The sequence below is a fragment of the Halobiforma lacisalsi AJ5 genome (assembly GCF_000226975.2).
GTDB classification, from domain to species: domain Archaea; phylum Halobacteriota; class Halobacteria; order Halobacteriales; family Natrialbaceae; genus Natronobacterium; species Natronobacterium lacisalsi.
On the sequence record NZ_CP019285.1, the window covers coordinates 3,078,488 to 3,101,275 of the forward strand.

A 22,788-nucleotide genomic window follows, 5' to 3' on the forward strand; every position below is an offset into this window, starting at 1 on the left:
TGCCCCGGACGATAGTTAAACGGTGTGATGCAACTCAACTCGGCCGCTCCCGGGGATTCGACGGAGTCGCTCGAGGGCCGCCCGACGCCCGGGGCCCCCTGGTGATCGACGGGAGATTTATCCGTCGGACTAGCTAGCGGATAAGTCATGAGTACTCGATCGGATCCCGCAGCGAGCGCCTTCTGGGGGGATGCCGACGACGACGTGGCGCTCGAGCGGTACCGGACGCTCGTCGAGACGATCGACGACGGGATCTATCAACTCGACGCCGACGGGCGGTTCGTCGCGGTCAACGACGTCATCGTCGAGACGACCGGTTACGATCGTGAGGACCTCCTCGGGGAACACGTCTCCCTGCTTCTCGACGAGGACGACGTCGACGCCATCGAACGCGAGCTGGCCGAGGCCGTCGCGACTGGCTGTGACGTCTCCACGTTCGAACTCGCCGTCCGGACGGCGGACGGCGACCCCCTTCCCTGCGAAGTCCGGATCTCTCCCCTGGCGGACGACGACGAACTGTGCGGCTCGATCGGCGTCGTCCGTGTTCGCGGCCGCTCGGAACCGATCCGGTGCCTCGAGTCCTTCGAGGCGGCGAAACTGGAGCGATCCTACGGATCGGTCGGGACCATCCCGGACGAGACCAACGTGGGGGTCGTCGTTCTCAACGACGCCGGTGAGGTCAAGTGGATCGACGAGACGGTCGAGGAGTACCTCGGCCTCGAGCGCGGGCGGGTCCTCGGTCGGGACCACCGGTCGGTGATCGAGGGGACGGTCGCCGACCGGCTCGCGGATCCCGAAGCGTTCGCCCAGCGCGTGCTGGCGACCTACGAGGACGACAGCTATCTCGATCGCTTCGAGTTTCGCGTGACCGATGCGGGCGACGATCCCCGCTGGCTCGAGTACCGGAGCAAGCCGATCGAGTCCGGCGAGTACGCTGGCGGCCGGATCGAACTCTACTACGACATCACCGACCAGAAACGGTCCGAAAGCGAACTGCGCGAGAGCCGGGAGGCGTTCCAGTCGCTCGTCGACGCCGTCGAGGAGTACGCGATCTTCCGGCTCGATCCCGAGGGGACCGTCATCAGCTGGAACGAGGGGGCGAAACGGATCAAGGGGTACGACCGCGAGGAGATCGTCGGCGAGCACTTCTCGACGTTCTACACGCAGGAAGACCGCGCGGAGGGGATCCCCGAGCGAAACCTCGAGCGGGCGACCGAGAACGGCTCCGTTGAGGACGAGGGGTGGCGCGTCCGCAAGGACGGCTCGCGGTTCTGGGCGAACGTGACGATCACGCCCGTGTTAGACGCCGACGGCACTCACCGGGGCTATTTGAAAGTGACCCGTGATATGACCGATCGCTGGCAGCGCGAACAGGAACTCGAGAGCGAGCTTCAGCGGGTACTCGGGAGGGTTTCCGACGCGTTCTACGCCGTCGACGACGAGTTCCGGTTTACCCACGTCAACGACCGCGCCGCGGAATTGCTCGAGCACTCCGAGGAAGAACTCCTCGGCGAGCGGATCTGGGACGTGTTTCCGGACCTCGTCGATCTCGACGAGGTCTGGAACGCCTTCCACACGGCCATGGAGAGCCAGGAGCCGACCAGCTACGAACTCTACTACGACACGCTGGATTTCTGGGTAGAAGCGAACCTCTACCCCTCCGAGAGCGGGATCTCCGTGTACTTCCGCGACGTCACCGACCGCGTCGAACGCGAACGGGATCTCGAGCGGACCGAACGGCGCTTCGAGGCGATCTTCGAGGACCCCAACATCCTCGTCGGGCTGCTCGAACCGGACGGGACGGTGCTTGACATCAACGGAACCGCGATGGACTACGTCGACGCGGACCTCGAGGACGTGACCGACGAGCCCTTCTGGGAGACGCCGTGGTGGGGAGAGGGCGACGGGGTCCAGGACCGGGTCCGGGAGTGGACCGAGCGCGCGGCCGCCGGCGAGTACGTCGAGTTCGAGACCGACCTCACCAGGCCGAACGGCGACTGGTACACGCTCAATGGCGTGTTTCGGCCGGTGACGAACGACGACGGCGAGGTCGTCTCGATCATCGTCTCGGATCGGGACATCACCGAACGTAGGCGACGCGAACGGGAACTCGAGGAGTCCGAACAGCGCTACCGGACCCTCGCGGAGTACTTCCCGAACGGCCTCGTCACGCTGTTCGATCACGACCTCGAGTACACGCTCGCCGCCGGCCAGGGGTTCGACAAACTCCCGGTCGACCCCGACGACCTCGAGGGACGGAGCTTCGACGACGTCTGGCCCGCCGAAACGACCGAGACGCTCGAGCCCGCGTTCCGGGCGGCGCTGAACGGCGAGCAGCGCTCGGTCGAACTCGAGTACGCCGGCCGGGAGTGGGTGCTGTACGTGGTTCCGATCACCGACAACCGGGGCGACGTCTTCGCCGGCGTGACGATGGCCCACGACATCACCGAGCGCAAGGAGTACCAGCGGAAACTCGAGGAGACGATCGATCAACTCGAGGAGTCGAACAAGCGACTCGAGCAGTTCGCCTACGCCGCTTCTCACGACCTGCAGGAGCCCCTGCGGATGGTCTCGAGCTACCTCCAGCTTATCGGGAACCGCTACGCCGATACCCTCGACGAGGACGGGACGGAGTTCCTCGAGTTCGCAATCGACGGCGCGGACCGAATGCGCGACATGATCGACGGCCTGCTTGCCTACTCCCGGGTCGAGACACAGGGCGAGCCGATCGAGCCCGTCGAACTCGACCCGATCCTCGAGGACGTTCTCGCGGACCTGCAACTCCGGATCGAGGAGACCGACGCCGAGATCACGGCCGAACCGCTTCCGCGGGTCGAGGGCGATGCCAGTCAACTGCGACAGGTGTTCCAGAACCTGCTGGGGAACGCACTCGAGTACAGCGGAGACGGGCCCCCGCGGGTCCACGTTGACGCCGAGCGCCGGGGCGACGAGTGGCGGATTTCGGTCCACGACGAGGGCATCGGGATCGACCCCGACGATCAGGAGTCGGTCTTCGAGGTGTTCAACCGGCTGCACAGCCGTGACGACCACCCCGGAACCGGGATCGGACTGGCGCTGTGTCAGCGGATCGTCGAGCGCCACGATGGCGAGATCTGGGTCGACTCCGAGCCGGGCGAGGGGTCGACGTTCTCGTTTACCCTACTGGCGGCCGACGACGGAGACCGGTAGTCCCGGCCGAGAGGACGAAACAGAATCCGCCGACGACGGTCACTCACGACTGCTTATACGTGTTTGACCGGCGCTTTTATCCCGCGTCGTCCGCTTCCACGAACACCGGTCTCCCAACAATGAGCAAGAGCCCTTCCCCCGCCACTGACGACGTTCTCGGCCTCGAAAGTCCGCTCGAAGCACTGGAAACGAGCTCCGACTTCCGGGGCCCCGTCGAGCCGATGGATGGCGAGTTCTGTAACGATCATTTCGCCCTGATCTACGAGTCCCCGGCCGACCAGTTCGCCGCCGTCGTCCCGTTTCTCAGACAGGGACTCGAGCGGGGCGAGCGGTGCGTCTACGTCACTGACGAGGCGTCCGAAGCGGAGGTTCGGGCCGCGCTCCGGGACGGTGGAATCGACGTCGAGTCCGCGACCGAGTCCGGCGCGCTCGTCGTCGAGACGTTCCAGGACACCTACCTCAGGGACGGGGCCTTCGACGTCGACGGAATGATGTCGTTCTACGAGGACGTTATCCAGGAGACCACCGAGGAGTACGAGGCGTTCCGGCTGGCGGCCGAAATGTCGTGGATCCTCGAGGACGACGTCTCGATCGAGGACTCGATGGCCTACGAGAGCAAGGTGAACGAACTGTTCGACGACGAGGACGCCATCGCGGTCTGCCAGTACGACCGGACCGAGTTCCCGGCCGAGGTGATCCGCGACGTCGTCCGCGTTCATCCGCACCTCATTTACGACAATACGGTCTGTCACAACTTCTACTACACCCCGCCCGGGGAGTTCTGCGGGCCGAACCGGCCGGCACACGAACTCGATCGAATGCTCGGGACCCTCCTCGATCGAACCGAGGCGAAAACCGAGTTGCGGGACCGAAAGCGCTACCAGCAGCGGCAAAACGAGATCATCTCCGATCCCGACCGCTCGTTCGAGGAGAAACTCGACGCGCTGTTCGACCTGGGCTGTGAGCGGTTCGACCTCGATCTCGGCAGGATATCCCGCGCCGATCCCGACGAAGACAGGTTCGTGGTCGAACGCCTGAGCGGCGACCACGATCGGTTCGAACCCGGCGTCGAACTGCCGCTGTCCGAGACCCTCTGTGCGCTGCCGGCCCGAAAGAAAGGTGTCACGGGCATTACTGACCCCGAACTCGAGGGATACGACGACATCGCAACGTGTCGAGAGTTCGACGTTCGGGCGTACCTCGGTACGTACATCGAGATCGACGGCGGGTCAGACCGGACCTTCGCCTTCGTCGGGTCCGAGACGCGGGACAAACCGTTCTCCGCGGACGAACGTGAGTTCCTCCGCTCGATGGGCCAGTGGGTGAAGTACGAACTCGAGCAACACGAGCGCGAACGCGAACTCGAGCGGACGGTCGACCGCCTCGAGACGTCGAACGAACGCCTCGAACAGTTCGCCTACGCCGCTTCCCACGACATGCAGGAACCGCTGCGAATGGTCTCGAGCTACCTCCAGTTGATCGAGCGCCGCTCGGACGACCTCTCGAAGGAGACCCGCGAGTTCCTCTCGTTCGCCATCGACGGCGCCGACCGGATGCGTGCGATGGTCGACGGATTGCTCGCCTACTCCCGGGTCCAGTCCGACGGCGACCCGCTCGAGCCGGTCGAGCTCGAGGACGTACTCGCGGACGTCCGTAGCGACTTGCAGCTTCGGCTCGAGGAAACCGACGCCGACCTCGACGCGGAGCCGCTGCCACGCGTCCGAGGTGATGGGGACCAGCTCCAGCAACTGTTCCGGAACCTGATCGAGAACGCGATCACCTACTCCGGCGACGAACCGCCGCAGGTCGACGTCACGGCCGAACGGAACGACGACGAGTGGACGGTTTCGGTCCACGACCAGGGGATCGGGATCGACCCTGCCGAGCAGGATCGGATCTTCGATCTCTTCGATCGGCTCCACAGCCGCGAGGCCTACGACGGAACCGGCATCGGGCTGGCGCTGTGCGAGCGGATCGTCGAGCGCCACGGCGGGGAGATCCGGGTCGATTCCGAGCCGGGCGAGGGGTCGACGTTCTCGGTGACGCTGCCGGCTGCGACCACCGGTGCGACTGACCCGTAACGAACTCCCCTGCCGTCCCGCGCTCGATCACCCGCTCTCGTCTCCCTCCGGTCGAACCCGACTCCGATCGAGCGCGTCTTCCACCGCCCGGACCGCGTTCGCCCCCTCGAGCCGGTCGACCACGAGGGTCATCGTTCCCTCGGCGACCCCTGCCGCCTCCGGCACGATTCCCTCGACGGCGAGCCGCTCGAGCGCGTCAGCGAGCGCGGCCGTGTCGACGGCTCCGGTCGCGACGATCGCGGTCCGATCGCCGTCGCTCGGTCCGAAGCCCGTCCCGCCGACTGTGACGACAGGCTCGGGGTCGCCCGAATCTCTATCTACGCCGCTGTCGACGGGGCCGATTCCACTCTCCATTCTGACCCGCACGTCCCGCGACTCCGTCTCGTGAGCCGGCAATTCGTCTGCGTACCGGCGCAGCGCGGTCGCGATCGCGTCCGTCTCGCCGTCGACCTCGAGGAAACGCGCGGCGGCGGTGTAGTTGACCACGCCGGCCCGCAGCGCCGCCACGAGGAACGGATGGCGATCGAGTTCCGCCCGGGTCTCGGCTGCCAGTGACATGTGTACGTGCTCGAGAGCGGCCGCGGGGCGCATAAACGCGACGACCGCCGGGACGATGGGGTTCCGGGACCGCGGCGCTTTTGCCCCGAGCGCCCGACGGAACGAGTATGAACCCACCAGCCGTCGAGGAACTCATCGAATCGGAACTCGAGGACGCCGACGCGACCGTCACCTACGCCCGGGACGAACACGACGACGACCACCTCGCAGCGACGGTCGTCTCCCCGGCGTTCGACGGCCTGCCGCTGGTCCAGCAACACCAGCTAGTGTACGACGCACTCGACGACCACATGACGACGGACATCCATGCCCTGGAACTGTCGACGTACACGCCAGAGGAGTACGACGAGGTCGACGCCTGATCGCCCCACGGTGGCCCGCGACGGTACCGTCGCGTCCGCCGAGCGTACCCGAGAGACCCGCAGCTTTATCCTGCTATCCTGATAGGATATCCGTATGGAATCGCTCAATCCGCGCATTCGACTCCTCTGGATCGCCCAGGGGGTGCTCGTGGCGGCGGTCCTCGGCGTCGTTCTCGCCGCCGTCGACCAGTGGGTCCGTCCGGTGCCGACGGTCGCGCTGGGTGCCGTCGTCGCGCTCGTTCTCGGCGCCGGAACCCTCTACGCGATCCGTCTCTACCAGATCTGGCAGTTCGAACTCCAGAACGACGCGCTCTATCTCGAACGCGGCGTCGTCACGCTCGTCGAGACCGCGGTGCCGTTCGTCCGCGTCCAGCACGTCGACACCCAGTTCGGGCCGATCGAACGGGCGCTCGGGCTCTCGAGCGTCGTCGTCTACACCGCGGGCTCGCGGAACGCTGACGTCCGGATTCCCGGGCTGACGCCGGACCGCGCCCGCGAACTTCAGGACGCGCTGCGTGACCTCGCGATCGAGAGCGAAGCCGACGACGCAGTCTAACATGAACCGGCTCCACCCACTCAGCGCCGCCACGTACGCCCTCCAGTACGGGTTCTTCTGGCTCTGGATCCCCGTCGTCTTCGTCGTCGTGCTCTCCGGTATCTTCGATCCGATACGCGCCGCGTGGGTCCCCATCGCCGCGCCGCTCGGGTTCCTCTTCGGGACCGCCTACGGGGTCGTCTACTACTACCGGTTCGGTTACGAGATCACCTCGGACACCGTCGACGTCGCTTCCGGCGTCGTTGCTCGACGGGATCGAGAGATTCCCTACGGCCGTATCCAGAACGTCGACATCAGACAGAGCGTTTTCCAGCGCCTGTTCGGCCTCGCCACGGTCTCGATCGAAACGGCCGGCGGCGGCGACACTGAGGCGACGCTGAACTTCGTCAGCGAGACCGAGGCCAACCGCCTCCAGGCCGAGATCCGCCGTCGAACCGCCGACGCGAAGGATCGCCGACAGGAGCGAAAGCGGGACCGATCCGTCGCCGAGGAGGACTCGACCGTCGTCGGCCCGGAGCCACCGGAGGTCGAGGAAGGGGACGCGTCCGTCCCGCCGGAGGGCGCCTCGAGCGGCCCCGACGCCGACCGCCCGCCCGGAACCGGCGAAGAACCGCGAGCGGCCGAGGACGGGACTCGAGTTCGCTCACGACGTCCGGGGGAGGAACCCGCGGAAGAGGGCAGCACTCTCGGCCCGGTCGCCGACCGCGACCGGCGGGAGGACCCGACCAGACACCCCCAGCAACGGCCGCTGTTCGACCTCGAGCCGCGGGAACTGCTCCTGTACTCGTTCACGTCGTTCCGTCCGGCGGCCGTCGCCGCGGTCCTCTTCGTGTTCTTCTTCGCGACGGAGGCCATCCTCGAGGCGTTTATCACCGCCGCCCAGCCGTTCGGCGGTCCGGCGGACCTCGGGACCGGTGACCCGGCGAGTTACGGGATCCTGACGATCGTCTCGGGGAGCATCAGTATCGTGGTCACCTACGCGATCAGCGTCGCGTACACGTTCGCGACGTACTACGACTTCCAACTCGGCCGAGTCGGCGACGACTTCGTCTACGAGCGGGGGCTCCTCCAGCGCTACAGCGGCTCGATTCCGGCCGAGAAAGTACAGTCAGTCACCGTGACCGACAACCCCCTCCAGCGGCTGATCGAGTACGGCGGGCTGTGGGTCGAGACCGCCGGCTACGGCCCCGACAGCAACGGCGGGAGCCAGTCGGCCGTCCCGCTGGCGAAACACGGCCGCGTCTACCGGTTCGCCGAGAACCTCACCGGCGTCGAGACGCCGTCGTTCGAGAGCCCGTCGCCGATCGCCCGCCGCCGGTACGCGGTACGGTATTCGCTCGTCGCCGCTGCATTCGTCGCGATCGCGTTCGGCGTTTCTACCCTGACTCCCTTCGAGAGTTGGTACGTCGCGGCGGCCGCGTTCCTGGCGGTGCCGCCTGCGGCGCACCTCCGGTACGTCCACATCGGGTACTACGTCGGCGACGACCACCTCGTGATCCGAAACGGGTTCTGGCGCCGGCGGACGACCGTGATCCCCTACTACCGGATCCAGACGGTTTCGGCTCGCCGTTCGATCTTCCAGCGGCGCCTGGGCCTCGCCTCGCTGGTCGTCGACACCGCGAGTTCGCGGTCGTTCTTCTGGTCGTCGACGACGATTTACGACGTCGACCTCGAGGACGCCCGGGCGGTTCGCGAGGCCAGCCGGGAGCGACTCCAGACTGCGCTGCGCGAGCGGGCCGAGGCTGACGACGTCGGCCTCTCGGTCGACTTCACCTGACGCCGGCCGGTGGACTGTACGCGTACAGCCACGCGACGCCGCCGGTTTCGGTGGATTTTACCCCGCCGGCCGAGAGGCTCCGCGTATGGGAGGCGAAGACGACTACCGAATCGAGGAGGACAGCCTCGGCGAAATGCAGGTTCCCGAAGACGCCTACTGGGGCGCCCAGACCCAGCGCGCGATCGGGAACTTCCCCATCTCGGGGATCACGTTCAGCCGGCGATTCGTCCGTGCACTCGGCGTCGTCAAGAAGGCCGCCGCACAGGCCAACCGCGACCTGGGCCTGATCGAGGACGACGTCGCGGAGGCGATCGTCGACGCCGCCGACGAGGTCATCGAGGGCGAACACGACGACCAGTTCCCCGTCGACATCTTCCAGACCGGTTCGGGCACCTCGTCGAACATGAACGCAAACGAGGTCATCGCCAACCGCGCCGCCGAGATCATGGGCGCTGAAATCGGCGACCGCGTCGTCCACCCCAACGATCACGTCAACTACGGCCAGTCCAGCAACGACGTCATCCCGACCGCGATGCACGTCGCCTCGCTCGAGGCGGTCGAGAAGGACGTCATCCCGGCGCTCGATACGCTCCGTGAGGCCCTCGAGGAGAAAGAAGAGGAGTTCGACGACGTCGTCAAGACGGGCCGCACCCACCTCCAGGACGCGACGCCTGTCACGCTCGGACAGGAGTTCTCCGGCTACCGCACGCAGGTCGAGAAGGGCCTCGACCGGGTCGACAGGATCCGCGACCACCTCGCGGAACTCGCCCTCGGCGGGACCGCGACCGGGACGGGGCTGAACACCCATCCCGAGTTCCCCGGCCGCGCTGCCGAGTACATCACCAAAGAGACCGGCGTCCAGTTCCGCGAGGCCGACAACCACTTCGAGGCCCAGGCCGCCCACGACGCGATGAGCGAGGCCCACGGCGCGCTCCGCGTAGTTGCGGGCTCGCTCAACAAGATCGCCAACGACCTGCGCCTGCTCGCCTCCGGTCCCCGGAACGGACTCGGCGAGATCGAACAGCCCGAGAACCAGCCCGGGTCCTCGATCATGCCCGGCAAGATCAATCCGGTCGTCGCCGAGGCAGTCAACCAGGTCCACAAGCAGGTCGTCGGCAACGACGCGGCCGTCTCCGCCGGCGCCGCCGAGGGTCAGATCGATCTGAACCTCTACAAACCCGTCCTCGCACACAACTTCCTCGAGTCCGCCGAACTCATCTCGAACGCGAGTCAGGTCTTCGCCGAGCGGTTCGTCGACCCGCTCGAGGCGAACCGCGACCACTGTGAAGAGCAGGTCGAACAGTCGATGGCGCTCGCCACGTCGCTCAACGTCCACATCGGCTACGACAAGGCAAGCGAGGTCGCAAAGACCGCCCTCAAGGAGGACAAGACCGTCCGCGAGGTCGTCCTCGAGAAGGGCTACCTCACGGAGGAGGAGGCCGACGAGGTGCTCGACCCGGCGAAAATGACCGAACGCGGTATTCTGGGTCAGGACGACTGAGCCGTCGCCGCGTCCCGCCGAGCCGTTCCGATTTCTAACCGCTCGGTTGCGGCGTCCCGACTCCGTTCCAGTTCGACGGCGACGGAGCGTGTGAACGCCTCACGTGACAGTTCTCGTCGTACTCGCGTTCCGGTACTCTCGCTGGCCGGGAGTTCTTTCTTCCGATCACGAAACGGGGAAATCGGGGTATAGGGCCCTAATCACGCGCGAATTCGACGTAATAAAAGAACCCAAGCAGTTTTGGTGGAGGCTCGCGTCAGACGAAATATGCACACTTGTCGCAACTGCAACCAGTCCTTCCGGACCGAGCTCGCCCTCGAGCTCCACCGAGACACCTGTAAGAAAGGACAGCTCTTCTGTCAGGAATGCGGCGACCGGTTCCGGGAAGGCGACGCCACACAGGACGGATGGCACTACGAATGTCCGAACGAGGACTGTGACGGCGAGGGACTACAGGACGACCTGTATCACGTAGACGACGTACGAACCGCGACGCACTGACCCGGTCCGGAGACGTTCCTTTTCGCTCGCCGCCCGCTTTCGCCTCTTCCGTCGTCGCTCGACTCGGACACTCCCTCGTCCCTATCAAATAAACGTCCGTGTCAAACTCCTGGCGCTGGGAACGACGACCCATCATTATCGTTCCGGGAGTCGGCCGCTCGAGTATGACCCACTGGTACCGACGTCTCGAGGTCGATCTGACCGACGGCGATGGCGACACGACGGAACTGTCCGAGGAGTTCGTCCGGAAGTATCTGGGCGGTGCGGGCTTTACGACGCGGATCCTCTACGATGAGGTCGGGCCGGACGTCGATCCGCTCGATCCGGCCAACGTCCTCGCGGTCGCGCCCGGCGTCCTCGTCGGCCCGTCGGTCCCGACCGGCTCGAAGACGACGTTCGGCTTCAAGTCACCGCTGACCGGGGGCTACGGCAAATCGCTGGTCGGCGCGAAGCTCGGCGATCAGCTCAAACGAGCCGGCTACGACGTCCTGACGATCTCGGGCGCGTGCGAGGAGCCGTCGATCCTCGTCGTCGAGGACGAAGACGTCCGACTCGAGTCGGCCGAGGACCTCTGGGGGCTCGACACTCGAGAGGCCAAAGACCGGATCGAGGAGCGCTACGGCTCCGAGTTCCGGACGGCCATCATCGGGCCGGCGGGGGAACACGAGTCCCGCATCTCGATGATCGAGTGCGAGGACCGTCAGGCGGGCCGCGGCGGACCCGGTGCGGTCATGGGCTCGAAGAAGCTCAAGGCGATCGCCGTCAGCGGGTCGAAGGACCTCCCCGTCGCGCGGCCGGAGGAACTCGAGGAGTACAACCGCAAGTGGCGACTCGAGACGACCGGCCGTGGCGAGATCGAGATCTCCGGGACCGGCGACGCCTCGGTCGACGTCCAGTACGGGACCGGCGAGGCCCTGGACGCGAAGAACACGGCGCTGGGGATCTTCCCGACCCGGAACTGGCAATCGGGCTACTTCGAACGGGCCTACGAACGGCTCGAGGACCCCTCGGAGGAGCGCATCTCGCTCGATCCGCGCGCGTGGACCGAGGAGTACGTCGACACCAAGCGCCCCTGTCCGTACTGTACCAAGCCCTGTAGCCAGTTCTTCGAGGCCGAGGACACCGACTACGGCGACATCGAGGTCGACGGGCCGGAGTACGAGACCCAGTACGCGCTCGGGGGCAACGTCGAGGTCGACGACATCGAGGCCGTCTCGAAGGCAAACGAGATCTGCGATCGCCTGGGTCTCGACACCATCGACGCCGGGAACGCGATCGCCTGGGCGATGGAGGCCGACGAACGCGGACTGCTCGAGGACCTCGATACCGATGTCGACCTCGAGTTCGGCGACGCCGAGGCCGTCCTCGAGACGCTGCGCCGGATGGCCCGCGCCGAGGGTGACCTCGGCCGACTCCTGAAGGACGGCCACGTCCGTGCGGCCCGCCGCGCGGGCGGCGGCGAGGAGTTCGCCGTCCACGTCAAGAACCAGGCCCCGGCCGGGTTCGAACCCCGCGGCATCAAGGGAATGGCGCTTGCTTTCGGCGTCTCGCCGCGCGGGGCCGACCACCTTACGTCCTGCCTGTACGCCCTCGAGATGAACGGGGACTTCTGGGAGTTCGAGGGCTACGACCGGACGCGGATGGACGGGAAGGCCCTCGCGCTCAAGTCCATGGAGGACTTGATGGCGGTCTACGACATCACCGGGGTCTGCAAGTTCACCCGCGGGCTCACGCTCGAGGAGGGGGTCCGGGAACTACTGAACGCCGCGACCGGCTTCGATCTCTCCCGGTCCGAATTGTTGACCGCCGGCGAGCGGATGTACAACCTCTCGAAGGCGTTCAACGTCCGCGAGGGCTTCGACCGGGACGACGACCGGCTTCCGCCCCGCTTCACGGAGGAAGTGCCCAACGGCCCGAACGAGGGCGAATCGATCGACGAGGAACTGTACGAACGCGAACTCGACCGCTACTACACGGCCCGCGGCTGGAACGCCGACGGCGTACCACTGACCGAAACGCTCGGTGAACTCGATCTCGAGGACGTCGCCGGAGAGGTCGGCGTCGCGAACGAACTCGCCGTCTCGAGGTAACTTCGGTTCTCGCTTCTCCCGTCGCGGATCACTTCAGCCCCATGGTCGCGTCGACTCGAGGGCCATTCCCGGGGCCTTCGATTTTCGTTGCCGTTTGGGCCTCGCTCGAGTGAGAGGTTCGCTCGAGATTCGGTATAGCGATATGTGGTTTAGCAGTTCTGTCTACGACGGTATTCCACGACCTATCTGAATCGATAAGCAGCATTTTAGACTCCAAGGGGACCTATATCGAGGGGTTCGGTCTGTGGCTGTTCTCACACTATCCCGGTGTAGTCAGGGTTACTGAAAGGGCGCTGATGGCGAAGTCCACGGAAACGGGATCGAAAACCCGATGATACACGGAGATGCCGTTCAGCGCTGCTGAAGAACTCCACGGAGGAGTACGAAGAGAAACCGGACACGCCGAAATCGGGAGTCTCGACCGAAGATGCTGGGGTTCGTGAGTCGGCCGAAATCGCACCACGCTTGGGCTCCTATCGGCTTATTCGTCGACGACCTCGGTCGCATCGATCCACTCTTCGACGAGCCATCCGATCGTAAACACGAGAACGGCGACGGTCCCTACTGCGACAACGAGAACTCCCCCGAACGGGACAGCGGGATCACGAGCACCGCCTGCAATCGACATGATGAACGCAGTAAAAAGCATGATTCCCGCGACAGCCACGATAACGTAGTTACCGATGGAGGGCCGGTTCTCAGCCGGAACTGTTACGCCCGTCATAGTTTAAAGAAAATGAACTATCGTAAAAGTACGACGAAGGCTCCCTGTCCGGAGCCGTCGGCTCTCGGACGGGTTCAGTCGGCCCGAAGTCGGTTCACTCTCTCCGGCCCCGTCACTGTCCACCCACCACTTCCAGCAAACCCGCTCAGTCGGCGAGACCCCCGTCTCGAACCCGATCTTAGTCCGAACCCAGTTGTTCCGTACGTTGGCTGTGAAAATTCCTTACTGCGGCTGTTAGGCGGGTTAGATCCGAGTGAGAACTACTATTCAGCCGGGGGAGGGAGGACCTAAAACCTCCGTGCACCGCTTCTCTGGTCACTCGCATCCACCACGTCCAGCGTCTTCCTTCACTCGATCCGGCGAATTTCGAACTCGTGGCGTAACCTCATCACACCGGACGAGCGACAGGGGTCTCTCTGGCGAACCGTGTGGTACCATCACCGGCCCTCGCGAGCGGCCCGATGTCGAGGATTACACCCTGCCTCCAGCCGGGCCTCCACCGTCGAACGAGGGCCGAAGGAAGTACGCTCCAATTCGAGAGTGAGTTGTTGGCAAGGGGTGCGAACAACTCTTCGTGAACTGGGTGGGCCGTATCGAGGAGATCGATCGAGACCGGTTGCAGAGGGAATGGAAGACGGATCGTTCACGGACTAGCGAACCTGTACCGGAACGACGGAAACGGAAACGTTCCGATGGGTTTGAGGACCGCGTCCACGCCGACTCGAGCTGGACTCTCGCGGCGAAGCCTTCCATCTCCTCTACCGGAGTCGAAGCCCTCACTTCTCCAGTGGATGAAGTCCTCCGTCTTCACCGAAATTACGGCTCGATCTTTTCGTGGTTACCGATATTTCTCACTCCGGTGACCGATATGCACCACGGTGACGAGAGGGAGACCATCGTCCTTCTTTCCCCTGCCATATACTAAATATCGAATTATGGGCCTAACAGGGCGCGATTTAGATCCTTATTGATAGGCCGAATAATCTATACATCCGAAAATATAGGGCTGAAAACGCCAGGTCTTTCGTCCTCTCAGTAGAGATAAACTTACTTAGCCCAAATAACGGGAAGGTTGAAGGTCACGGCGTTTGATCGGTAGCACATGAGCGATTCGGCGGACACATCTAGAAAAGCCGTCAAAACCTACGTCCCGGCCTACCAGAAAGAGGAGTGGCAGTCCCACGCAGACGAACTCGGCATGAGCCAAAGCGAGTTCGTGAGGACGATGGTCCAGGCCGGTCGACGAGGGTTCGAACCCGACCGCGAGGAACCCAATTCTCCCGACGCTGACCCTGGGGGTAACGGCCTCGAAACACAGGTTCTCGAATTACTGTCCGCTGACACGTACTCCTGGGACGAGTTGTTGGAAGCGGTCAGCGACGACATCGAGTCGCGACTCGACGAAGCCCTCGAGGAGTTGCAGTCGCGAAACGAGATTCGATATAGTGGTCGCCGCGGCGGGTACACTACCGTCGGTGATAGCGATGGCAACTGACCCTCGTGACGTCGAGGCGGCGACCGACGTGGCGGAGCCGATCGAGTACTTCCTCGACGACCAGCGGTACCACGGCAAGAGCGAACGCACCCTCGAGGCCTACGACCGGGTACTCCACCAGTTCGAGGAGTTTCTCCGGGAGCGGTTCGACGACGTTGACGGGGTACGCGACGCCGAGAGGCGGGAGTGTATGGCCTGGATCCACTCGCTGCGCGGGGAGTTCGAGCCCAGCACGATCGCGACCTACGCGTCCTATCTCAACCGGTTCTACGACTACATGAATCGCGTCGGCGTCTTCGATGACAACCCGATGGCGCTTGTCATGGAGGAGATGTCCGAATCCATCGACACGGATCCAACACGACGCGACGTCTCCGTGCCGGAAATGCGGTCGTTCGTCGGCTCGATCACTCACCCGCTCGAGCGAGCGGTCGTCGTCACCCTGCTGAAAACGGGGATGCGCGTCGGCGAACTCTGTAACCTGGATCTGCGGGACCTACGGCTCGACAGCGGGACTGTGGAACTGGATCTCGAGTGGACCCCGCGGGTCCAACTGGATCGGCGCCCCGACTCGCTGTTCGTCTCGGCCGATCCTTCCCGGGGAACGACCATTAACGGTGAGGAGCGGACGGCCTCGAACAAGCGAAAGCGTGATACGGTGGTCCCGGTCGACGCCGAACTCCGGCGCGTGCTGCTCGAGTGGCTGGCGATTCGACCGGATCCGATCTCGGAGGCCCGGCCGCTGTTCCTCGATACCGGCGACTCGTGGGGACAGCGTCTCGAGCCATCCGACGTGCGCTATATCGTCAAAAAACACGCCGAGGACCGGGGCTGGTACCGGAAAGGCGGCGGGACGACCGAGAACGTCACGCCCCATTACTTCCGGCACTTCTTCACTACCCATCTGCGGGACCGGACCGGGGATCGCGGTATCGTCCAATACCTCCGCGGAGACGTCGCGAGCGACGTGATCGACACCTACACCCACAACTGGGGTGATCGAGTCCGGGAGACGTACCTCGAGCACATCTACGCCGTGACTAGCTGAGATTCGAGCGTCGTTTCTGGTTCTCTCCGGTGGCTCATCCACATCTTTGGAGAGTAGTCACTATCTTTGTACTAAATAATGTTGTCCCAAATCGTTCTAATAAATCCTATATCGCTATATTGAATGACCTCAGAGCTAATGGAGATACCTCTATGACAAGCACAGCTTTATTCCAGTGAGAGAGCACCCGAACCGGATGTTTAGACCGTATTGTCCGCTACCTGATACTGGTAGGTGACAGATTCTAGAAAGAATCGAGGCTTCGTTGGTCGTCCGTGACGCCTTTCCGACCGCCGCCACGAATCGACCTTGGATCAACGATCTCCCCAGATTCGAGGCAGCGTTCGATCCACTCGGCACGCTGACCGCCGTCCTCAAGATGATCGTACGGGTAGTGGGTGTCACCTTCAGTCAACCGATCAGTGACGACGCGAAGGGTTCGACGAAACATATCGTTCGTGTCCTGGTTGAGCAGCGAGGGATCGGCCAGCACCCAAACATCACCGTTCCACTCGAGATTGCGGCGATCGACATCGACTGACTTGGCGAGGTCGACTATGTCAACGTCGGTCGGTGGGTTCGCGTCTGTCTCTGGTTGCTCGAGGCCGCCTGCAGCGAGCTGCCGCCAGTCATCAGCGAACTCATGACACCACTCTCGGCGCGTGCATGAAGCGTGCTCGAAGGAAACGAGGCAACCAGAACAGCGAATTGGGAAATAAGACTTTAAATTTCATTTTATAAATATAATAGTGTTGGAGAATGTGTGGTGGCTAGTAATAACCCATGAATATGGAAATTAGCCCGATGATAGTAATAATAACCGTTACAGTGGGAAATATTGTCGCACACTCATTGAGTCCACCATCTGGAGAATAAATAAGAACCCCCCATTCAAAATCGTGATAAACGAACTCCTCTGGTGGCGTTCCTTCAATACGCCCTACGTCTGTACATTCGGACAGAGGAATATCGGGAAACCGGACTGCTGTGAGTACCATTCCTCCTATCGATAGTAAAAGAAGGATACTTCCAGTGGTTGACCACCAGTTACTCATGTAATAAGATAGCGGGTCTGGGGCCTTATTTTTGGTGTTTTTGACATTTGGGCAACCTGAGTTAGTTAGAATTTTCAGAGTTAGTCATCGTACTGATCTCCAAAAGTAATATTGAATTCATCCATTATACTTGTGAATAGGATCCCTCTCGCGTTCCCTGTTACTGTTGCACCACGATGGAGTCCAGCTAGGTAAAATGGGTACGGGTCATCTCCATCAATATGGTAGTGGGGGCCTCCTGAGTCACCTTCATCACGGTCGGCTGTTGTTGTGAAGTAATCATTACTTGCAGAAACATTAGATATGGTTCCCGCAACATGTCCTGTAGCAATTCCAAGTTTACTTAGCCCCTCTTCCCCCTCATTATCTTGAATCCAGTCATGGTGAAGATACCCTTCAACTGGATTGGAATATGTGTCTCCCTCTCCATCTGACATTTCATCGGTTACGTCGACATCATCAAGCTGGACCGTAGCAGCATCCATTCGGGTCCCAAAATAGGGGTTGCTACTATATGATATTTTGTCACTTTCGCCGGCTTCGAAATTCCTTGTGGGCTGCCCAAATACTCGACCCTCACCTGCATCAAAACAATGTGCAGCAGTAATATATACATCTTCTTCTAAGTCTTCATCGTAAACTCCGATACAGCCTGTACATCCTCCCCAATCATCGCTATCATCGTAATCCGGATCATCAACCTGTGCAACCTCAATCTGTGTTGCACCAGGAAGTGGTCGATAGTAACTCCCACCGTAGTCTGGCGAGATCTCACCTCCCTCAAGCATATCTGTTTCTGCAAACCCAGATTCTTCTTCAATAATTACAGGAACCTCACGCTGTTTGGTTATTGTTTTTGTACTGTCTTCTATCCCATATTCCAATTTTACAGAAATTTGATCAGGGACATACTGTACAACAGACTCAGTTACATCTGTTTCCTCCGATAACTTTTTTCTTCGTTTCTCGTTGTTTATTTGAACAGAGACAACTCGTTCACTATCTTTAGTAGTCACAACAATATCAATACCTTCTGAATCGACTCTCTCAGCATTTAATCGGTTGATTAGCTGTCTACCAGCGCGGTATCGGCTTTGGGTATAAACCCATTCATCACGAGGAATTGTGTAGAAATCGGCATCAGCTTTGTCCTCACTTTGAGTCGGGTCACCTTCACGGACATATTTTATCCGTGGTACGTGTTTACCCCGAAGTCTCAACAGCCGGTTCAGTGTGAGCCCGTGATATCATCTCATTGTTGTTGACGACTCGGCGAAGTTCTTCGTAGGGATTGCGTCCCTGCTGGCGCCATGTCGCCAGCAGGGACAAGATCGTCTCGTGAACGAACATACCTCGATCGTTACGGAGTGTCCCGATGATTTTCCGGAGAACGACTGGTTCACGAAGTGCGTTCTCAGCTGCGTTGTTCGTCGGGGAGACCGCTGGCTCACCGACGAAGGTGAGCCAGTGGTCGATCCCTCCTTCGATTTTCCCGAGTAGTGTTGCCACTGGTTCGTCGGTTACTGACCGCCCCACGAGCGATCTAAGCCCGTTCTGGCATGAGCGGTGCATCTGTGCTCTCTCACGAAGACTCGGGTCGGTCTCCAGCCACGACTGGAGACCGACGAACATCTGCTTGAGATACCGGTAAACGGGTTCTGCCTCCTCGTGGTCACTAGCAGCGTCTTCAGCTTCTCGGAGAAGATGTGCCCAGCACCGCTGAAGGTTACTGCTGAACGCTGGATACGCCGTCCACCCATCGCAGATGACCGTTCCCGGGAAGTCCTCGCCGAGGACTTCCGCGGGAACATCACTTCCACGACTCTCCCTTACGGCGTATAGCGTGTGCTCGCTCGTCCGAAACGTCCAAATCCACGCCTGCTCACCCTCGCGTTTGATACCGGTTTCGTCAACGTGAACGATCTCTGCTTGCTGAATCTGTCTTCGAATCTGTTCGTATTCGCAGCGACCGGCGCGCGCAGCGCGCTCGGTCGCGTGCCACGCGGACGCGCCCGAGAGTTCTAATCCATGCAGTTGCTCGAACCGGTCAGCGATTTTCCGGTAGGGGAGGCGGTGATCGTACCGAGAAAGTGCTGCTTGAGAGATGACGTTCACCCCGAACTGCCCCTCATCGGGGCAGTCGGGGTGTGTAGCAACGGTTTCTGTTCCACAAGAGCTGCACTGGTAGTAGTGACGGTTGTACCGGGTGATTTCTGGTGGCTGTGGATCGGGAACCTCCTCGACGAGTCGGGGGCTGACGCCCACCGACTCGTCGAAGTGTTCGCCACACTCGGGACAACAGTCACAGGTGACATCGATCTCTTTGTCGGGATCTGCTGTTGCACGCCACTCAGGGTCGTGACCGTCCTTCCGTCCGGGAGTACCGCCATCGGTTCGAACATTCTCGTCTTCGTCGTCCTGCGAGGTCGGGGACTCGTCAGTCCCCGACCGTCGCTTACTGGGCGGTGTATGCGGATTTTCGTATTTGCGAAGGCGTGTTTCGAGTTCTTCTATCCGCTCGTCCTTCTGATCGATTTTCTTGTCCTTTCGCTTGTTCTCCCGTTCGAGTTCTTCGACTCGTTGCTCAAGTTGGAGAAGCCGAGAAAGGAGCTCTTCTTTGGTGAAATCGTCTGCGTTCACAGACTCCACCAACCAGTAGTGACAGCAGAAGTAACGGGATGGGCTCCGGTGCGGAGCCCATCCCTGAGAATCGTATCCGAGGTCTGCTGCCTGTTCATATCGCGTCCGTTGAACGCTTCCTACGAGAGAGTACCGAAATCAGCCCGGGCTAAACACATACTATCCGTGGAACCTTCTCTTCTGGATCATCGGTGAGGTCAGCTAATGCCTCCTGGCTCAGGAGGGTAACTCCCGTTGCGGAGATACCTAGACTCGCTAAGTTACTCATGAATCGCCGTTTTCCCATGAGGTGTAAGTCGGTACTGTTCTGTACAGGTGAACTCTGCTCGCTCTCCACTTTCTTTCTTGAATTTCTGCGATCGCTGGTATCGTCTTCCATTGCAAACTATCGTTAGTTCCTGATAATAGAAGAGATTAATCTCTGGGATAATATTCATTATATGAATATATTCCCACACCAAGAAATCTCACTTCAGGAGATATTCAAGAGAGTGTTAGCAGCGTACCCTCGGCTTCATGTTTTGAATACCAGTCTCTCGCCCACGTAACTGCGGCCCTATCCTCAGAATCAATGACGCCACGAACAACACCAATATCGTCGTGAATAACGACAAGAACATGTTCGACAGGTTCTGTGATCACGACGACCCCCATTGGGATTTTACCAGAGTACGAATAGGCGTCGAAATTCCCGGTGTTGATGAGGGTTTTGAATTTGTCACTGAGTTTCGTTTGTATGTGTTCAGTCGCCTCTCTTCCGAAGACAAACTCAGCATCCAGTCGGTTCACTCTCGTCTGAGTCAAATACGTCTCAACCATAGGCGAGAAAATAGTCGGCACGACACCACTAATCTTGGTCGCCTCAGAGACTTGTTCTTCAAGATATTCGTACACACGATCTGGTCTTGTCTCCCCGATTACAAGTGTCGTTGCATCACGAGCGACGGACGGATCAAGAACCGTTCCAATCTCCTGTCTTGTTTTGAGTAATCGCTTCGATTCTGCAAATGTCCGGACGATTTCATTGGTTCGCTTATACTGTGTATAGATGATTTCGCCAAACGTTGTCGGTGCATACATACCATCCTGTTTTTTGACTAGATCGTGATCTTCGAGTTGTTTGAGCCACGGTAAACCGTCGACTGTGAGGCGTCTACCTCGTCGACCAGTTGGTTTTGATAAGCCGGGCCATCGATGAGTCGTTTGAATATCGACGACCGTTTGTGGAGGACCATGTAGGCGGCGTGCGCTTTCTCCGTATCCATAATTCTATGTATTGTGAAAATTCACTTATAGCTACTGGAGATAACGATAAGAGATAACTAACACAGTGGTATTCAATATGGCATAGTCAAGCCAGATAACGTACGACATTCGCACTCTGTGTGCATAATCAACAGGTGAAGCGACGGAAAAGAAACCACGTGTTGTCGAATACCCAATCGATAGTAATGAGTTATACTTTCACTCCGGTAGCGTATACTTTTTATTCGAACTCAGGAAAGTATGGGGTAATGACAAACAGGTTCCCGGAACAAAACACCTCTCTGTCTACTGAATCCGTCTCTGGTGATGCTGATTCGTGGGAGGAACGGAATCGTAATCTTCTCGGCTCGATTGACCTAGATAACATTTCCCGAGAGCCTGGAGAAAACCCGTATAATAGTTTCTACTCTGCTGATCCAGTTGATCCAAAACACTCTACCCATCGAGCTGCTCTCATCACCGCCCACGAAATTATCGACGATCTCAACGATGAGATCGACGTGGCCAATGCCGTGACGAACGCGAATATTCCACTCGAGAAATTCAACGATCCCTACTGGGATGACCACCCAGAAATCTACGAGTTCGAGGTAATGCGCCGGTCGTTCATCTACGCCGAACTCCGAGGAATCCGTTATCACCAGGATCTCGCGGACTTCCTCGAGCGCAACCCCACGATCGCGTTCACACTGGGCTTCGAACCGGACTTCGGTGACGAAAACGAGTATCCTGCCCTCAAGGTGTATCACACGCCAGAGACGCCTCATCAGACGACGATCACCCGGTGTGCGAATCGTCGATTCCTCGCTCGAGCGGAGAAGTTCATCACGGACGTCGCCGACGAGGTCGAAGCCTACTGGCATCGACACACCCACCTCGTCGAGATGCATGAGCTGTGGAGCGAGAACGATGACGTGAATCCCGGCGAGTCGGAGGAAAAACTCGACCCAGATGGTCTCACGAAAGAGCAGATCCGCCGGCTCGTGAACGAGTTGATGCGCCACGTCTGTCCGAATATTAGCTTCCAACGCGGGAAGAGCAAGGAGATCCGCAAAAACCTCTTTCTCGAGGTGATCGCCCACTGCGGGCTGACGAACTCGAGTGTCTACGGTGGCGGCGACGTCTTCGATATCTACGCTTGCCCCGAGGACGGCGAACTGCCCCACGGCAAGACCTTCTTCGACCACATGAAGGGGCTACGTCTCGAGGAGATGCTCGAGATGTTCGACGCCGCAATCGAAAGTATGGTCGGCGGGGCACAGGATATCGGCCTCTACGACCGGCCCGTCGACATTGCAATCGACGTGACGACCGTCGAGTACACCGGTATCGGGAAGACGTTCAGCTTCGAAACGATCGCCGATCCCGACAACGATGACTGGGGCGCTCGCGAGCGGTCGGAAGTGAAAGAGGCGATCGAAGAGTGGGACCTCGAGCCGATCGTCGGCGAGGACCCAGCGGACATCAAGCACGCGAACTTCGACGACCCAGATAAACGGGCTGCTGCCAAGCGCGTACGGGACTGTGTGCAGTGGGTGAACGGCACGAAAAAGCAAGACGAGGATATCGAATACGGCTTCCAGTTCGCCGCTGCGGCATTCGCTGAGCATACCTGTCCGATGATCTACGGGGTGGAGCCGATCGACAGTCGGAGTGGAGAGGAGCTAGCCAACCACGTCAGTCAGTTCGTCGAGCGAGCGCAGGACCTCGTGGTAGTGGATACGGTGTACATGGACGCCGCCTACGGGCGGTGTTCAGAAGTCCACAACCAGTTGTCTCGGGATGGAGTTCGCTGGTGAGCCGCTCATCAAGTTCGAGGTGTTCGTGGCCGCCGTAGCGAACTTCATGCGGCCAGTCGACTGAACTGGCCGCCGTTTCGGGTTCGAAATCCGATAGTGGCGACACTATTCTGTGATTCAGTTTTCGCCGTTTTCTTATCAGATTC

At 60.7% G+C, this 22,788-nt stretch carries 20 protein-coding genes; 12 read left to right on the forward strand and 8 right to left on the reverse strand.

Annotated features, from left to right (window positions below):
• The first annotated feature begins 147 nt into the window (after window positions 1-147).
• Both CHINAEXTREME_RS14990 and CHINAEXTREME_RS14995 read left to right on the forward strand, forming a co-directional pair.
• Window positions 148-3,189, forward strand: a complete 3,042-nt coding sequence (locus CHINAEXTREME_RS14990) for a PAS domain-containing sensor histidine kinase (RefSeq protein ID WP_007143012.1) — start codon at window positions 148-150, stop codon at window positions 3,187-3,189.
• Window positions 3,190-3,308: 119 nt separating this feature from the next.
• Window positions 3,309-5,270: an MEDS domain-containing protein gene (locus tag CHINAEXTREME_RS14995; RefSeq protein WP_010546787.1), complete on the forward strand. Its 1,962-nt coding sequence runs from the start codon at window positions 3,309-3,311 to the stop codon at window positions 5,268-5,270.
• Window positions 5,271-5,297: 27 nt separating this feature from the next.
• On the opposite strand, the gene CHINAEXTREME_RS15000 is transcribed toward CHINAEXTREME_RS14995, so the two are convergent.
• A complete protein-coding gene (locus CHINAEXTREME_RS15000; RefSeq protein ID WP_007143009.1) occupies window positions 5,298-5,828 on the reverse strand; it encodes a DUF7523 family protein in 531 nt (176 codons plus the stop codon).
• A 107-nt stretch (window positions 5,829-5,935) separates the two neighbouring features.
• On the opposite strand from CHINAEXTREME_RS15000, the gene CHINAEXTREME_RS15005 reads away from it, so the two are divergent.
• The 6 genes from CHINAEXTREME_RS15005 (at window position 5,936) to CHINAEXTREME_RS15030 (ending at window position 12,615) form a co-directional block, all read left to right on the forward strand.
• On the forward strand, window positions 5,936-6,190 hold the full coding sequence (locus tag CHINAEXTREME_RS15005) for a BolA family protein (protein ID WP_007143008.1): 255 nt from the start codon (window positions 5,936-5,938) through the stop codon (window positions 6,188-6,190).
• A 94-nt stretch (window positions 6,191-6,284) separates the two neighbouring features.
• Window positions 6,285-6,746: a PH domain-containing protein gene (locus CHINAEXTREME_RS15010; RefSeq protein ID WP_007143007.1), complete on the forward strand. Its 462-nt coding sequence runs from the start codon at window positions 6,285-6,287 to the stop codon at window positions 6,744-6,746.
• Window position 6,747: 1 nt separating this feature from the next.
• Complete coding sequence (locus tag CHINAEXTREME_RS15015; RefSeq protein WP_007143006.1) at window positions 6,748-8,523, forward strand: PH domain-containing protein; 1,776 nt, start codon at window positions 6,748-6,750, stop codon at window positions 8,521-8,523.
• An 85-nt stretch (window positions 8,524-8,608) separates the two neighbouring features.
• Window positions 8,609-10,024, forward strand: a complete 1,416-nt coding sequence (locus tag CHINAEXTREME_RS15020) for a class II fumarate hydratase (RefSeq protein ID WP_007143005.1) — start codon at window positions 8,609-8,611, stop codon at window positions 10,022-10,024.
• 267 nt (window positions 10,025-10,291) lie between these two features.
• Window positions 10,292-10,525 (forward strand): HVO_2901 family zinc finger protein, encoded by a 234-nt coding sequence (locus tag CHINAEXTREME_RS15025; RefSeq protein ID WP_007143004.1) that lies wholly within the window; start codon window positions 10,292-10,294, stop codon window positions 10,523-10,525.
• Between the two features lie 164 nt (window positions 10,526-10,689).
• The gene (locus tag CHINAEXTREME_RS15030; RefSeq protein WP_007143003.1) at window positions 10,690-12,615 is read left to right on the forward strand and encodes an aldehyde ferredoxin oxidoreductase family protein; all 1,926 of its coding nucleotides are present in this window, start codon (window positions 10,690-10,692) and stop codon (window positions 12,613-12,615) included.
• Between the two features lie 481 nt (window positions 12,616-13,096).
• Here CHINAEXTREME_RS15030 and CHINAEXTREME_RS15035 read toward each other — a convergent pair whose 3' ends face one another.
• Entirely contained in the window at window positions 13,097-13,339 is a 243-nt protein-coding gene (locus CHINAEXTREME_RS15035; protein WP_007143002.1) for a hypothetical protein, read from the reverse strand.
• 1,102 nt (window positions 13,340-14,441) lie between these two features.
• Here CHINAEXTREME_RS15035 and CHINAEXTREME_RS15040 point away from each other — a divergent pair.
• From CHINAEXTREME_RS15040 to CHINAEXTREME_RS15050, 3 genes are all read left to right on the forward strand, one after another.
• Window positions 14,442-14,834, forward strand: coding sequence for a DUF5805 domain-containing protein (locus CHINAEXTREME_RS15040; RefSeq protein ID WP_007143001.1), 393 nt, complete (start codon window positions 14,442-14,444; stop codon window positions 14,832-14,834).
• Complete coding sequence (locus tag CHINAEXTREME_RS15045; protein ID WP_007143000.1) at window positions 14,824-15,882, forward strand: tyrosine-type recombinase/integrase; 1,059 nt, start codon at window positions 14,824-14,826, stop codon at window positions 15,880-15,882. The genes CHINAEXTREME_RS15040 and CHINAEXTREME_RS15045 overlap by 11 nt, the downstream gene beginning before the upstream one ends.
• Window positions 15,883-16,147: 265 nt before the next feature.
• Window positions 16,148-16,423: a hypothetical protein gene (locus tag CHINAEXTREME_RS15050; RefSeq protein ID WP_193790360.1), complete on the forward strand. Its 276-nt coding sequence runs from the start codon at window positions 16,148-16,150 to the stop codon at window positions 16,421-16,423.
• Between the two features lie 229 nt (window positions 16,424-16,652).
• On the opposite strand, the gene CHINAEXTREME_RS15055 is transcribed toward CHINAEXTREME_RS15050, so the two are convergent.
• The 6 genes from CHINAEXTREME_RS15055 to CHINAEXTREME_RS22295 form a co-directional block, all read right to left on the reverse strand.
• Complete coding sequence (locus tag CHINAEXTREME_RS15055; protein ID WP_076738749.1) at window positions 16,653-16,937, reverse strand: hypothetical protein; 285 nt, start codon at window positions 16,935-16,937, stop codon at window positions 16,653-16,655.
• Window positions 16,938-17,017: 80 nt separating this feature from the next.
• On the reverse strand, window positions 17,018-17,953 hold the full coding sequence (locus CHINAEXTREME_RS21535) for a trypsin-like serine protease (protein ID WP_156875546.1): 936 nt from the start codon (window positions 17,951-17,953) through the stop codon (window positions 17,018-17,020).
• Window positions 17,954-18,140: 187 nt separating this feature from the next.
• Entirely contained in the window at window positions 18,141-19,577 is a 1,437-nt protein-coding gene (gene tnpC, locus CHINAEXTREME_RS15060; protein ID WP_029601814.1) for an IS66 family transposase, read from the reverse strand.
• A gap of 148 nt (window positions 19,578-19,725) precedes the next feature.
• Complete coding sequence (locus CHINAEXTREME_RS21540) at window positions 19,726-19,956, reverse strand: hypothetical protein (RefSeq protein ID WP_152423901.1); 231 nt, start codon at window positions 19,954-19,956, stop codon at window positions 19,726-19,728.
• A gap of 104 nt (window positions 19,957-20,060) precedes the next feature.
• A complete protein-coding gene (locus CHINAEXTREME_RS22290) occupies window positions 20,061-20,657 on the reverse strand; it encodes a transcriptional regulator FilR1 domain-containing protein (RefSeq protein WP_238593298.1) in 597 nt (198 codons plus the stop codon).
• 17 nt (window positions 20,658-20,674) lie between these two features.
• A complete protein-coding gene (locus CHINAEXTREME_RS22295; protein WP_238593299.1) occupies window positions 20,675-20,842 on the reverse strand; it encodes a hypothetical protein in 168 nt (55 codons plus the stop codon).
• 249 nt (window positions 20,843-21,091) lie between these two features.
• Here CHINAEXTREME_RS22295 and CHINAEXTREME_RS15070 point away from each other — a divergent pair, with 249 nt between their 5' ends.
• On the forward strand, window positions 21,092-22,642 hold the full coding sequence (locus CHINAEXTREME_RS15070; RefSeq protein ID WP_238593300.1) for a transposase: 1,551 nt from the start codon (window positions 21,092-21,094) through the stop codon (window positions 22,640-22,642).
• Window positions 22,643-22,788 lie beyond the last annotated feature (146 nt).

What these genes read in the sequence shown, in the direction of transcription:
- CHINAEXTREME_RS14995 (WP_010546787.1), top strand. Translation starts at nt 3,309, where the DNA reads ATGAGCAAGAGCCCTTCCCCCGCCACTGACGACGTTCTCGGCCTCGAA.
- CHINAEXTREME_RS15025 (WP_007143004.1), top strand. Translation starts at nt 10,292, where the DNA reads ATGCACACTTGTCGCAACTGCAACCAGTCCTTCCGGACCGAGCTCGCC.
- CHINAEXTREME_RS14990 (WP_007143012.1), top strand. Translation starts at nt 148, where the DNA reads ATGAGTACTCGATCGGATCCCGCAGCGAGCGCCTTCTGGGGGGATGCC.
- CHINAEXTREME_RS15035 (WP_007143002.1), bottom strand. Translation starts at nt 13,339, where the DNA reads ATGACGGGCGTAACAGTTCCGGCTGAGAACCGGCCCTCCATCGGTAAC.
- CHINAEXTREME_RS15020 (WP_007143005.1), top strand. Translation starts at nt 8,609, where the DNA reads ATGGGAGGCGAAGACGACTACCGAATCGAGGAGGACAGCCTCGGCGAA.
- CHINAEXTREME_RS15000 (WP_007143009.1), bottom strand. Translation starts at nt 5,828, where the DNA reads ATGTCACTGGCAGCCGAGACCCGGGCGGAACTCGATCGCCATCCGTTC.
- CHINAEXTREME_RS21540 (WP_152423901.1), bottom strand. Translation starts at nt 19,956, where the DNA reads ATGGAAGACGATACCAGCGATCGCAGAAATTCAAGAAAGAAAGTGGAG.
- CHINAEXTREME_RS15055 (WP_076738749.1), bottom strand. Translation starts at nt 16,937, where the DNA reads ATGAGTAACTGGTGGTCAACCACTGGAAGTATCCTTCTTTTACTATCG.
- CHINAEXTREME_RS22290 (WP_238593298.1), bottom strand. Translation starts at nt 20,657, where the DNA reads ATGTATGCACCGACAACGTTTGGCGAAATCATCTATACACAGTATAAG.
- CHINAEXTREME_RS15070 (WP_238593300.1), top strand. Translation starts at nt 21,092, where the DNA reads ATGACAAACAGGTTCCCGGAACAAAACACCTCTCTGTCTACTGAATCC.
- CHINAEXTREME_RS15005 (WP_007143008.1), top strand. Translation starts at nt 5,936, where the DNA reads ATGAACCCACCAGCCGTCGAGGAACTCATCGAATCGGAACTCGAGGAC.
- CHINAEXTREME_RS15010 (WP_007143007.1), top strand. Translation starts at nt 6,285, where the DNA reads ATGGAATCGCTCAATCCGCGCATTCGACTCCTCTGGATCGCCCAGGGG.
- CHINAEXTREME_RS15030 (WP_007143003.1), top strand. Translation starts at nt 10,690, where the DNA reads ATGACCCACTGGTACCGACGTCTCGAGGTCGATCTGACCGACGGCGAT.
- CHINAEXTREME_RS15015 (WP_007143006.1), top strand. Translation starts at nt 6,748, where the DNA reads ATGAACCGGCTCCACCCACTCAGCGCCGCCACGTACGCCCTCCAGTAC.
- CHINAEXTREME_RS15040 (WP_007143001.1), top strand. Translation starts at nt 14,442, where the DNA reads ATGAGCGATTCGGCGGACACATCTAGAAAAGCCGTCAAAACCTACGTC.
- CHINAEXTREME_RS15045 (WP_007143000.1), top strand. Translation starts at nt 14,824, where the DNA reads ATGGCAACTGACCCTCGTGACGTCGAGGCGGCGACCGACGTGGCGGAG.
- CHINAEXTREME_RS22295 (WP_238593299.1), bottom strand. Translation starts at nt 20,842, where the DNA reads ATGGATACGGAGAAAGCGCACGCCGCCTACATGGTCCTCCACAAACGG.